This window comes from Rectinema subterraneum (genome assembly GCA_009768935.1).
Classification (GTDB): domain Bacteria; phylum Spirochaetota; class Spirochaetia; order Treponematales; family Rectinemataceae; genus Rectinema; species Rectinema subterraneum.
Genome location: WESA01000003.1, coordinates 30,826 through 43,261, shown reverse-complemented (window position 1 = coordinate 43,261; position 12,436 = coordinate 30,826). Strand labels below are relative to the sequence as shown.

11 protein-coding genes are annotated in these 12,436 nt (G+C 50.2%); 5 read left to right on the top strand and 6 right to left on the bottom strand.

Annotated elements, in window-relative coordinates; genetic code table 11:
- Positions 1 to 7: 7 nt before the first annotated feature.
- The 3 genes from cysK to gap all read right to left on the bottom strand — a co-directional run bounded on the left by cysK (position 8) and on the right by gap (position 3,508).
- Positions 8 to 946 carry a cysteine synthase A gene (gene cysK, locus GAP13_RS01755; protein ID WP_158905569.1) on the bottom strand — a complete coding sequence of 313 codons (939 nt, stop codon included), beginning with the start codon at positions 944 to 946 and terminating at the stop codon, positions 8 to 10.
- Positions 947 to 1,142: 196 nt separating this feature from the next.
- Positions 1,143 to 2,402 carry a phosphoglycerate kinase gene (locus GAP13_RS01750; protein WP_158905567.1) on the bottom strand — a complete coding sequence of 420 codons (1,260 nt, stop codon included), beginning with the start codon at positions 2,400 to 2,402 and terminating at the stop codon, positions 1,143 to 1,145.
- A 20-nt stretch (positions 2,403 to 2,422) separates the two neighbouring features.
- Positions 2,423 to 3,508 carry a type I glyceraldehyde-3-phosphate dehydrogenase gene (gap, locus tag GAP13_RS01745; protein WP_158905565.1) on the bottom strand — a complete coding sequence of 362 codons (1,086 nt, stop codon included), beginning with the start codon at positions 3,506 to 3,508 and terminating at the stop codon, positions 2,423 to 2,425.
- A gap of 202 nt (positions 3,509 to 3,710) precedes the next feature.
- Between gap and GAP13_RS01740 the strand changes: the two genes are divergently transcribed.
- The gene (locus GAP13_RS01740) at positions 3,711 to 6,125 is read left to right on the top strand and encodes a penicillin-binding protein 1A (RefSeq protein WP_222126120.1); all 2,415 of its coding nucleotides are present in this window, start codon (positions 3,711 to 3,713) and stop codon (positions 6,123 to 6,125) included.
- 16 nt (positions 6,126 to 6,141) lie between these two features.
- On the opposite strand, the gene GAP13_RS01735 is transcribed toward GAP13_RS01740, so the two are convergent.
- Positions 6,142 to 6,651, bottom strand: coding sequence for an FtsB family cell division protein (locus GAP13_RS01735; protein ID WP_158905561.1), 510 nt, complete (start codon positions 6,649 to 6,651; stop codon positions 6,142 to 6,144).
- Between the two features lie 105 nt (positions 6,652 to 6,756).
- On the opposite strand from GAP13_RS01735, the gene GAP13_RS01730 reads away from it, so the two are divergent.
- A complete protein-coding gene (locus GAP13_RS01730) occupies positions 6,757 to 7,359 on the top strand; it encodes a hypothetical protein (protein ID WP_158905559.1) in 603 nt (200 codons plus the stop codon).
- A gap of 16 nt (positions 7,360 to 7,375) precedes the next feature.
- On the opposite strand, the gene GAP13_RS01725 is transcribed toward GAP13_RS01730, so the two are convergent.
- Together GAP13_RS01725 and GAP13_RS01720 are read right to left on the bottom strand one after the other, a co-directional pair.
- Positions 7,376 to 9,073, bottom strand: coding sequence for a hypothetical protein (locus GAP13_RS01725; protein WP_158905557.1), 1,698 nt, complete (start codon positions 9,071 to 9,073; stop codon positions 7,376 to 7,378).
- Positions 9,073 to 9,843, bottom strand: a complete 771-nt coding sequence (locus GAP13_RS01720) for a hypothetical protein (protein ID WP_158905555.1) — start codon at positions 9,841 to 9,843, stop codon at positions 9,073 to 9,075. The genes GAP13_RS01725 and GAP13_RS01720 overlap by 1 nt, the downstream gene beginning before the upstream one ends.
- Positions 9,844 to 10,076: 233 nt before the next feature.
- Here GAP13_RS01720 and GAP13_RS01715 point away from each other — a divergent pair, with 233 nt between their 5' ends.
- Genes GAP13_RS01715 through GAP13_RS01705 form a run of 3 tightly spaced genes read left to right on the top strand, consistent with a single transcriptional unit; the run spans position 10,077 to position 12,420 of the window.
- A complete protein-coding gene (locus GAP13_RS01715; protein WP_158905553.1) occupies positions 10,077 to 10,595 on the top strand; it encodes a hypothetical protein in 519 nt (172 codons plus the stop codon).
- A gap of 16 nt (positions 10,596 to 10,611) precedes the next feature.
- Positions 10,612 to 11,208 carry a TP0733 family outer membrane beta-barrel protein gene (locus tag GAP13_RS01710; protein ID WP_158905551.1) on the top strand — a complete coding sequence of 199 codons (597 nt, stop codon included), beginning with the start codon at positions 10,612 to 10,614 and terminating at the stop codon, positions 11,206 to 11,208.
- 18 nt (positions 11,209 to 11,226) lie between these two features.
- Positions 11,227 to 12,420 (top strand): beta propeller repeat protein, encoded by a 1,194-nt coding sequence (locus tag GAP13_RS01705; RefSeq protein WP_158905549.1) that lies wholly within the window; start codon positions 11,227 to 11,229, stop codon positions 12,418 to 12,420.
- Positions 12,421 to 12,436: the final 16 nt, after the last annotated feature.

The window sequence follows — 12,436 nt, the reverse complement described above, 5'->3', positions numbered from 1 at the left end:
CATCCCTCTATTTATCCTGCAAATCCGCAAAAAGCGGCGTGGAGAGATAGCGTTCTCCGCTTGAAGCAGCAATAGCAACAATCAATTTGCCTTTATTTTCTGGCCTTGAAGCAAGTTGCACAGCCGCATGAATGACAGCTCCAGAAGAGATGCCCACAAGGAGCCCCTCTTCTTTTGCAGCTCGGCGCGCCATCGCATACGCGTCAACATCGGAGATGGCGATGATCTCATCATATATTTTTGTATTCAAAATCGATGGTACAAAACCTGCGCCAATTCCCTGAATCCCGTGAGGACCTGCCTTTCCTCCCGACAGCACCGGCGAGGCGGATGGCTCGACTGCGACAATGCGGACCGAGGGTTTTTGTGTCTTGAGCGCTTCGCCCACTCCTGTCAGGGTGCCGCCTGTTCCAACCCCTGCCACAAAAATATCGACCTGTCCTTCAGTATCGGAAAGGATCTCCTGCGCAGTGCCGAGCCGGTGGGCTTGTGGATTCGCCGGATTCTCGAATTGCATCGGCATGAAATAATGCGCAGGGTCCTTGGAAAGCAATGCGCGCGCTTCCTCGATGGCTCCCGCCATTCCTTTGCTTTTCGGGGTGAGCAGAAGCTCGGCGCCATAGGCTTTCATAATCGTTCTGCGTTCGAGAGACATGGATTCCGGCATCACGATGATGCATCGATATCCGCGCGCTGCAGCAATCATCGCAAGGGATATACCGGTGTTGCCACTTGTTGGCTCTACAATTGTCATGCCTGGCTGCAGCAATCCTGTTCGCTCTGCTTCTAGTATCATCGACAGCGCTGCCCGGTCTTTCACTGAATGCCCGGGATTTTGAAATTCCAGCTTGACTGCTATACGTGCCAGCAAGGACGCGGCAAGCTTGTTCAGATACACCATCGGTGTATTCCCGATAAGATCCAAAATGCTATTGTAAATACGCAATTGTTGACTCCTTTAATCTACAATATAAAATCGCAAAATTTTGCACGGTAGGCAACATCTTTGCCTGGCGCCTGCGTTCCATTGGCCCCCGTCGCATCGCCCTTTCGCACAGTCGCCCTCATGCAAAATACTCTCACATCAAATGAAAAAGGCCGCCCTTTCGGGCGACCTTTTTCTCGCATACCGAAAGGGAGGCCTATTTCTGTTCGAGACACGCAATACCGGACAGTTCTTTGCCTTCGAGGTATTCGAGCGAAGCGCCGCCGCCCGTTGAAACATGGCTCATCTTGGAAGCGAGCCCGAATTTATTGACCGCAGCAACCGAGTCGCCGCCCCCGACAACCGTAAGCGCGCCACGAGCTGTTGCCTCGGCCACAAGCTGCGCGACCTTTTCGGTTCCTTTGGCAAAAGCATCGAATTCGAAGACACCGACCGGCCCATTCCACAGAACGCTCTTGGCGCCAGCAAGCACTTTTGCATAGAGCTCAAGCGTCTTCGGACCGACATCGAGACCCATCAGCGCATCAGGGACAGCTTGCGCATTGACTGCAACAGGGACCGCATCGGGAGCAAAGTGATCCGCAGCGATATGATCGACAGGGAGCACTACTTCGACGCCCTGCGCCTTTGCATGATCGAGCAACTGCCTGGCTGTATCGAGAAAATCGTCTTCTACCATACTTTTGCCGACCGCAATTCCCTGTGCCTTGAGGAAGGTATAGGCCATGCCGCCGCCTATTACAAGCGAGGAGGCATTCTTGAGCAGGTTTTCAAGCACGGCGATTTTGGATGACACCTTTGCTCCGCCGATAATCGCGACCATGGGCTTTGGAGGGTTATGCAGCATAGGTTCGAGGTTGGCCACTTCCTTTTCCATAAGGAAACCGCCGACGCGAAAGTTCATGAATTTGGCAATAGTCGCGGTGCTCGCATGAGCGCGGTGCGCAGTACCAAATGCATCGTTGACATATATGTCGCCGTAAGAAGCCAGCTCGCGTGCTAGGACTTCCTGGGCTGCAGGATCTTTGGCTGTTTCCTCTTTGTGGAAGCGCGTATTCTCGAGCATGGCGACCGCTCCATTCGGAAGCGCGTCGATCGCCGCTTTCTGACCAAAGCACGAGGGCAAAAACACTACATTCTTGCCAAGGAGCTTGGCCAGATATTCCGCAACCGGTTTCATGCGATGCTTTGCAGACAAGTACGCCTCGAGATCGAAGGGCTTGCCCTCTTTTTCGGCTTTTTCTTTTGCCTTGGCTGCATCCTTGTCGGGGTCTCCGAGATGCGACATGAGCACGAGGCTCCTGGGCTTTTGATCAAGTATGTACTTGATTGTCGGCAAGGATGCCACAATTCGCGTATCATCCTGAACTTTGCCGTCTTTCATCGGCACATTGAAATCGACACGCATGATAATCCGCTTTCCTGCAAGCGAAATATCACGGACAGTCTTTATCATTTCAGTCTCCTTGGGGAGTCTCAGAAATTGTCCTTGGATGCCATATAGCGCAAAAGGTCAACGACTCTGTTCGAATATCCCCACTCGTTGTCATACCAGGAAACGACTTTGAAAAAGCGTTTTTCTCCTGGAAGGTTGTTCTGGAGCGTCGCGAGGCTGTCATAGATAGACGAGCGGTTGTCATGAATGAAATCGGTAGAAACGAGCTCTTCATCCGTAACGCCAAGGATGCCTTTAAGATAGGTCTCGGAAGCTTTCTTCATGAGTGCGTCGATCTCCTGGATCGAAGTCTCTTTGACAGAGCGGAAAGTGAGATCGACGACGGATCCAGTCGGAGTGGGCACACGGAAGGACATGCCGGTGAGCTTTCCTTTGATTTCGGGAAGCACTTCGCCGACGGCTTTGGCTGCACCGGTAGTCGATGGGATGATGTTGATCGCTGCTGCCCGGCCGCCGCGCCAGTCTTTCTTGGATACACCATCGACGACTTTCTGCGTTGCAGTATACGAGTGGATGGTGGTCATGAGCCCTGTCTCGATGCCGATGCCTTCCTTGAGCAGCACATAGACGAGCGGTGCCAGGCAGTTTGTGGTGCACGATGCATTCGAAACGACATGGTCTTTTGCCGGGTTGTACTTGTCCTGATTTACGCCCATAAGAAGGATAGGTATTTTTTTGTCCTCAGCCTTGCTTTTGGCTGGAGCGGTGATGATAACTTTCTTGGCACCAGCTTCGAGGTGCCCCCAGGACTTTTCGTCGGTGAAAAGACCAGTAGATTCAATAACATATTCGACGCCAAGCTTGCCCCATGGCAGATTCTTGAGCTCTTTTTCCGCCATAATACAGGCAATTTCATGCCCATTCACTACAAGGATATCATCCTCAGCCTTGGATGGATCGCTCTTCTTCGAAGTGATTTCAGCCTTCATCTTGCCCTGCACGGAATCATACTTGAGCTGATATGCAAAATACGAAGCATCGGTCACGATATCGACAACCGCGACCACATCGATTTTGTCCTTGCCCTTGCCGAGAAGATTTTGATCAACGATAGACTGGAACACTAGCCGTCCAATCCTCCCGAACCCATTAATTGCTACTTTCATCATGTTCCTCCTCAGGAACTGGTTTAGTCCAGAGCGCCATGAGCGCCCTCCGATGGACTCGTTATAAAAATAAAATAATATCGATTCAGCGAGAGAGTCAATCGGTCTGCATAAATTTACTCTATTTTCAAAAAAACTTCCAGGCCTTCGCTAAAATAGGAACAAGATTGACCAAAACCGGCACTCCTTGTAATGTATCGCTATGCGATCGCATAAGGTCCGAGCTGTATACATTTTTATTGCTGTTATTCTCATGTTTACTGCCATATTAGGAGCCGGTCTCGGCCTGGCACTCTCGGGAACCGCCAATGCCATCAGAACAGAAAATTTCACCGAATTCGAGTCTGCGCTCCCAACAAAAATCTATGATATCAATGGTCGCCTCATCACTGAATTCTTTGCTGAAGAGCAGCGCATCCCTGTTTTTATCAAGGATCTTCCCAATTATCTCGTCGAAGCGTTCATTACCAGGGAGGATCAGGCATTCTATTCTCACCGCGGATTCAGCCTCAGATCGATCTTGAGAGCAGCCATAGGCCAGATTCTTGGAAAAAATCTTGGAGGCGGCTCAACAATTACGCAGCAGCTTGCAGGTGACCTCTATGCCGACCGCAAAGTGATCAGTCTGCAGCGCAAACTCAAGGAACTCTGGTGGGCGCTGCAGATCGAGCGGCGTTTTACCAAAGAAGAAATTCTGGAAATGTACCTGAATCGCACAATAATGGGCCCTGCAGTATATGGTGTCGAAGCAGCAAGCCGGTATTTCTTCGGGCATCCCGCAAAAGACTGCACGCCAGCCGAAGCAGCGATTCTCGCAATTCAGCTCTCAAGCCCATCCAGATATAATCCCTTTCGGAATCCTATGCTCGCGCGCGACCGATCCAAGGAGATTCTTGACCAGATGGTTGCCCGGCATGTTATTTCCAGAGCTGAAGCTGATGAATCCTTCGATGCATATTGGGCATCGTTTGATTATTCCCGCGTAGCGGTATCCGCATTTTACAATCGTGAAGACAAGGCACCCTGGTTCAGCGAATATGTCCGGCGCCAGCTTGAAGATTTATTTTATGGCTCTATAGATATTTATAGTGATGGGCTTTCTGTCTATACGACGCTCGACCTCGACAAGCAGGCAGCAGCGGATCTGTACATGAAGCGCGGTATCGAGACAGCCAATGCTTCCTTCAAAGCGACGAATTCGCAGCGCCTTACCGAAGCCGAGAATACCTATGTGCCGATTGTCGAATTGCTCGGACTCGCGTTCGACCTGCCGACACTGTATGCCCCTCAAAGCCGAAGTGAGACCGATTCCCAGAAATATTTTCTCAATGTCATCAATCCAGTGCTCGATGCGACAAGTTTGCTCTTGAACATTGCTTCGCTGAAACCCTATGTCGGCGCCGCCTCCGCCAAAATAAAGACCGAGCTCGAGAAAACGACAGTCGAGGGGGCGCTTGTCACTATCGACAACAGTACCGGATATATCCTTGCTCTCGTTGGCGGTTCGAACTACAGTCAGGCAAACCAGCTCATTCGCGCGACCCAGGCCAAGCTGATGCCCGGTTCGACGTTCAAGCCGCTCTACTATTCCGCCGCTATTGACTCGAAAAAGATCACAGAAGGGACATATATCGTCGACGAGCCGACAACGTACTACAACGAGGATGGAACCCCCTACTCACCACAGAATTTCAAGGGCGAATGGAAAGGATCCGTGCTCGCTTGGCAAGCGCTGGCAAATTCGATGAATGTTCCATCAGTAAAAGTGCTCCAGACTGTCGGCTTCGATGCCGCGATTTCGCGCGCCGCGGCGCTTCTGGACATCACAGATCCGATTGAGATACGAAAAACATTTCCGCGGTACTATCCGCTTGCGCTTGGAGTCATTGGGGTAACTCCGCTGCAGATGGCACGCGCTTTTTCGGTACTCGCCAATGGCGGAAAAGCAGTCACTCCGATTGCAATTCGATACATAGAAGACCGTTATGGCAATGTCATTGCCGAGCCGGAAAAAGATGCGCTCCAGGCGCTCAGACAAAAATCGCCGCAAGTTGTCTCTCCTCAAAATTCCGCAATCATGATCGACATGCTCAAACGGGTCGTTTCGGCAGGGACACTTGCTGGCGCAACACAATCCGGGTCGATTTTCAAGCAGACATCACCTGATGGCAAACAATATGTCATCCCGATCATTGGCAAAACGGGCACGACGCAGAACTGGGCGGATGCATGGACTGTGGGATCGAGCCCGTACTACACGACCGCTATTTGGCTGGGGTTCGATCGCCCGGGCAATTCGCTGGGTGTGTCACAGACAGGAGCAACCGTTGCAGCCCCTGTTTGGGCCAATTACATGCGCGATATCCACTTGGGCTTGCCGTACAAAAATTTTTCAAAGCCTGAATCCGGACTGGTTTCAGTCACTGTATGCGCCAAATCGGGCCAGCTGCCAACCGAATATTGTACAGATGGCACTGTGAATCTCATGTATCTTGAAGGAACACAGCCAACAGAAGTATGCACTTTGCATGGACCTTCTGTCGCGCCTGAGCCTGTAAGCCCTCCTGGGCCCTCAATTGCCAGGCCTGAGGAATCGCCCATTTTTCAGAATCGATAGGTTCAGATCAGTGTCTTCATTCCTGTTTTTCGAGTGAAATATGCTTCCTTTCTTTGGCTTCAGGATTGAAATGGAATAATTGTATCGCCAATAATGCAAATAGCCCGGTGATTGCAGCCATGAAGCGAATAATTGCGTCCGGAAGTCCCGTGGAATCCCCCATAACGACAGGGAGCCTCAGTTCTCCTTCGCCATCCTTGACCGATGCACGCCAGGAATCGGGAAGCACAATCAGCATTTCGCCCTGACGGACATATCCCAGGACCGCTGCGCCTTCCGCAGCAACAACAGAATTGTTTTTCAAATCTTCAATTGCCCTGGATTTCTGAAGATTCTGCGCCTGAAGATAATCGATGGCTTTCTGAATTTCTTGTTTTTGTATAAGAAGATCCTGATATGCCAGGACTCCTGCTTTGCCGGCAATAGCCGATACGCAGCAATAGGCAATGAGGAGAGAAAAAAATCCGTACGCGAGCGAGGTAACCAGAACCTTGCCCTTCCGGATATTTATTCGAGGCAGACGCATCAATGACTTTTTCGGCAGGAAATCACGCAACGATTAGCAAAATTCTTCAAAAAGTAGTTCCATGGCTGCTTTAAAGGGTGTACTATATGAGGCAGGAAGGTTGTGATGGAAAAAGACAAGAACAAATCACCGTCTGCCAACTACTCCGATGATGTTCCTGAAGGCCTTTTCATCAGCCCGCTCGATGATTCCGAATCCTTCCGGAAGATGGAAGCTGAAGAAGCAAAAATTCTCTCGCCGCCCAGAGCAATTCCTGCAAATTCGAACACCAGCGATGAATTTGCACCTTCTGCAGCGCGGAATAACGTAGAGCAGGAAGATGCAACACATTTGCCTCCCCCAAAATCAGCCGAAGCAACCCCAGAGCAGCTCATTTTCCGCTTCGCAGGAGAACTCAAATCGATAAAGCAGGATCTTCTTTCCATAAAACAGCATTTTGAAGCGCTGAAAAAACCGCAGCCGGCCGCGGCATTGCAGCCTGCTACGTTGCAGGCGCCCGCTGCACAGCAAGCTGCCGCAGTGACACAGCCTGCTGCAGCTGGGCAAGCTGACCCGGATACCATCGCTCTCCTCAATGATGTAAAAAAACTGCTTCTGTACCTTGACAGGCTTCTGGAATCGCTGCCGGAAGAAAAAATAGAGGAATTTGCAAATTCAGAATATTTCAGCCTTTACAGAAATATATTCGAGCATTTGGGCCTGTCATGAGCCGTTCTGGAATTCTCTACCTTACTCTGAACAGCATTCCCGCCTCGAAACCATAGGCAGTGTGCAGGTAAGAGTTCAACTGATTGGCTGCGCGAACCAGCGCCGCAAGATGATTCTGCATATAGGATTCAATATTCTGCTTCAGCTCCGGGTGTTCCTGAGCAAGCCTTTCTCCCAGAGTGACCGAAAAATATTTTTCAAGATCCCGGGTTGGCTGTTGGACAAGGTACGCTTGCATCTCGTTTGCCATCAAATATGCAGAATCGATGTTGTACCGCATCCACCTGAAATATTGAATCAGAAACCATTTTTCCTCATCATTTAAATTCTGGTAGAGAGAGAGCGCAAGATCCCGGTAGCGATTGTCGGTAAAAAACAGAGCATGGCTCAGCTCATGAACAAGAAACTTTGATTGCAGATACGAGGGTGACTCCTGGGTTATCGAAACGATGGCGCCCTTCCCCGGCAAATACATCGAGCCGCTTTTGATTAGTATGCCTTGTTTCAGAAGCAATTCTCTCAGCTCGATTTCCTCGGCGGCTAGCGGAAAATTCTGGCTGGCTGCGGCATCAAAAAATCGCGCGATATCCTCAGGCCTGTAATCATGCGCATTCCATCCATGCAAATTCACAATCTCGCTGTCCGGAGCAAGTCTTCCCACAAAACCGATTTTTTCGACAAAAAAGGCAAGTCGCTTCAGATACCGATCCTGGGTTGCGTAGTCCTTGAATAAAAACAAAAGTACATCCGGCATGAGATCCCAGCGTGCGAGGAAATAGTTCTGCTCCGTGAGCGGAGCATGATAAAGAAGAAGCCCCGGATCGAGAGAAAAAAGCGAGTTATCTTTCGGATATACATCCGCGCAGAAAACCTTGGCCTGCATACTGACCGGTATTTCGAGCGAAACCTTTGCAGGATCATAGCCAAATAATGCAAAGGGAATAACAAGCTGAGATGCCCCCGCGGAGTGGCGATAGATAATTTTCTGTTCGCCCCAGAATAATGTGGCCAGACCGGCATCTCCTTCAAGAACGACTTCGAGCCGGGCATTTTGGTTCAGCTTTTCCGCTTCACTTCCGCTGCTGAAAGGCTGCCGTATCTCGTAGCGGTTGGCAGACTTGCCCGCCTGGAAAGAAAACTGCGGAGAAATCTCGAGTATATCGGCATCCTTGCGAAACCCGCGCATCTGGGGAACAAGGCGAATTTCCTGCAGCTGAAGCAATGTGGAAGGTCCATTCTGGGACGCCGGCTGCTTCTCAGCTATGCTGGTCTTTTGCGCATCAAATTTCTGGAGTTTTATTTCAAGCCATTGCAGGTTTTTCAATTGCTCGAATGGCAGAATAAAGGCAACTTGCCCTGTCTGGGGCATGGAACAGAGGACAGAGGCATTCTTGCCTTTTTCGTCACCATAGCTGACTTGAAAATCGACGCTACTGCTCTGCGCGGCAAGTTTCAGCCTGAATGCAAAGCCATCCGGGATTGCGATCGATCGCGATAGAATGTATCGTTGCTTCTCGCCCTGCTTCGTGAAGCTGCCAGCGCTCTCGGCATAGGGCGCGGTGCTGCGGAAAGAAAGCCTTAAGCCTTTTTCATCCAGCCATGCAAACGATTTAACTTCCCCGCTCTTGCAGCCCGCTATCATTGCCAGCACGAAAAACAGAGCAGCAAACAGGGCAAAAGACGAAGTGCGGTGCGCTTCCACAGGTATGCTCATTATTGCAGTTCGAAAATCTCCCGCGCGAGCAAACGTGCGAGTTCGAATTTGCGGAATTCAGTGAGATCGTTGCGTTCGCCCGAAATCGCGTCCCAGAGACTGGCGAGATTTGCTGGAAGATTAGTCAAGTCCTTGAGTTGCGCTTCGTATTCGGCATGCGAAGGTTCGAAAGCATGATTGAACATGAAAATCGAAGCTCCGGCAAATCGCAGGAAGCCCGCCCGTGACATAAGACGGAAAAATTGGTTTTCAGACACCGCTGCAGCACCAAAATCGGAGAGATAATGTTCCATTTTAGCGGAAAAACTATCAAAAAGCCCCTTCCATGCTTCTTCAGGAAAGCTGTTGAGCTGTGCTCGCATGCGATCTATCCAATCGCTTCTGGAAAAAACAAGGGGAAATTTGAGAAGCCGGTACAATGGATAGGTGCCTGTATTCTTGAGCAGTTTGATATGATGGAGCGGCCGTTCGACCATATCCTGCACTACGGGGATATGCTTGTATTCAACCCGAATGGGTATCTCATCGAGAAAGAATCGATCTTTCATGCCACCCGGTGCAGATTCGAACGCGCCAGGATTTTTGAAAAGCTGTTCCCTTTTTTCTGCAGAGGGAACTCCGCGCCGATAATACACATCGAACACAAGAGCATAGTGCGGGTCGAGCTCATCGTTCTGCGAACGAAGATCCACGCAGATACAATCCACACCTGACCAGCGCGAAATTGTATCGATTAAAAATGCTGCCAGCTCTTCCGTTTTCCTTTTCATGAGATCCTGCCTTATTTTTTTTAGTATACCATGGCTCTCGATTTTGTACTATGGATTGAGATGAAGACAATATTTCGCTTTCCAGTTCGCATTATTCCTAAAGAGCTTTGTACGGTTTATACTGGTTCGATATGCGATGCTATATGCTGCTTGTGCGCCCTCATGGCAACCTGATACAGCAAATCCGCGCCCTCAAGCGCCTTGCCATGAATTGGGAGACCGACCCCCTCCCTATGGCCTTGCCGGAAGGCTTTATATGCGGATGGTTCGACTCCCAATTATCCCAGGCCCGAGCTATTTCAAACGAAACCTTTTCCGAAGAAGGCTATCCAGGAGCGGGCTCCAAGGCCTCGAATGAGCAGTTTTTCCAGCAGGCTCTCGTCCAGCATGCACAAGAGATTTGCGCAGCTCTTCCAGATGTATTTCGATTTGAATCTGTAGTGCAACGAGGCGGAGAAATCATTCTCGAATTCTCTAGGGACATCGATTCTGGCAAGCTCCAAGAAGCAATGCATCAATTTGCGCACGATGCGGGGCTGGTGTGTCGGGAATCTCCGGCAGGGACCTATAACGGTATATGGTTGGGAAGTGGAAGCTTGCCTGAGCTGCAATCTCCCCTCAGTTTTAAAAAATATGAACTTGTGCTATATCTTGCTGAGTTACCAGAATCACCCTTGAACGGTTATTATTTCAAGACGATTGCCCGTGTGCATCGAAAAATGCCAAGTCATGCTCGCTCCAGAAAAGAATAGCGACCGGGGAGGATCGATGAAGAAAAAGCTAGTTGCAGCAGCAATAGTCCTTTTGGTGCTCTGCATAGGAATGGTATGGGCTCAGGATAGCGCTGATCCTTTCGCCGCAAACCGCAAGAAAGGCAGCCAATCGATTGAGATTTCACCGGGAGGATTTCTTCCTCTTTTTGTGCTCGACAGCAATTTTGCGATGATTTCGACGCCGAACATGAGTCCGGGTGCGGCGTTCAGCGTGCTGTACCGATATATGCTTGGGAAAAATTTGGGCGTCGGGGGGTCCATCGCTGGATCTTTTGTAACTACCGTTGGCGGAAGGACCTTGTTCTTGGCTCCTGTCTGCGTGTCGTCGACATGGGTATTCGGAACCGACCCGATGGAGTTTGATATATCTGCCGAAATTGGCATGAATGTCATGCGGCTTTCGGGGAATGGGATTATTTCGCCGATAGCAAAGCTGGGCGGAGGAATATCGCGATACATCAGCGAATCCTGGAGCATAGGCGGAAAACTCATGTGGTGGTTCGTGCCGGAGCTCCATCTGGGCAGCTATGCGAACCTTAACAGCTACGCCAGTTTTCTTGAATTCTCGATTGGCGCCCAGTACCTCTTCTAATTCCAAGGAGAGTAATTGATGAATATTTTTGGGTATAGCATAAAATTAGATAAGACTCTCGCAACCGGACGGGCAAAGCAGAAGAATGCTGCTTTATCCAGGAAGGGCTCCGACATTGCAGGTCTGTATGCGGCGCTGGCTCTGACATTGCTTGTGCTGTTTGCAGGGTGCGACAATTCATTCAGCATTTTCAAGAGCATAAGTCAGGAAACAAAGCAGGTTGGCGTCGACCTTTTCAAGAATGTCACTGTGCGCGCAATGGCAAATGATGCAGCAAATTACTATGCGCTCCTTGGGCAAGTTGTCTGGCGCCCAATCGATGGAAGCGCTTCCTGGAATGTCCTTTCGGTAAACGGCTCTACAGATTATTTCGCCGCAGGGCTGGCGTCGGACGGCGCAAAAGTATATGTAGCAAAAGCCAACAGCAATAATGTACTTGTAGATGTATACAAAACAATTGACAGCGGAGCGACATGGACCGCTATGAATGCGGCTGCATCAATCGGGAGCAGCGCGGCGGTCGACTGGCTCAAGTGCGCAAATGGAACTCTGTTTGTTGCTTTCCATGCGTCGGGTACGTACTCTCTTTACTATTATGATGGCGCTGCATTCAAGAGTGCAGGCATAGCAAATATCAGCCGCCCGCTCATCGATATTGTCTGGGATGGCAGCGAATATTGGGCAATTTCCGACAGCGCTGCGTACCATGGCTCAGCTGGTGCAATGACTGAAGATACAGCTCCTGCACTTGCTCAGGGGCTGATTGGACTTGCGACGGATAGCGCAGGTCGAGTTCTGATTTCGCGAAGCGATGGGCTTGTATATAGCCTCCAATCTGGAGCGTGGACCCAGATCACCATCAAGGCTTCGACAAAACTTGGCCCGCTTTTTCTTTTGACACAGCCGGCTGCAACCAAGACAATTATGGTCGGCAAAGGCATTGCTACCTATGGATACTATGAATACGATGAAACAGGAACAGGGTCTCTCAAGGAAAATGGCTCAAACTACATATCGACTTCCTCAAGTGTGTACCTGAGCACCATGCTGTCGAAGCATGTAATCGGCTTCTGGCAGCCGTCAAACGATGCAAATATTCTCTATGTGATGCTTGCAGCCGGCGGCACGGATTCCTATGCGCTTTACAAAAACATCTTCGATCCTACAGCGAATGCCGGCGCCGGAGCCTGGAGTGGCTGGACAGCCGAATAGTATGCCTTCGCACCCT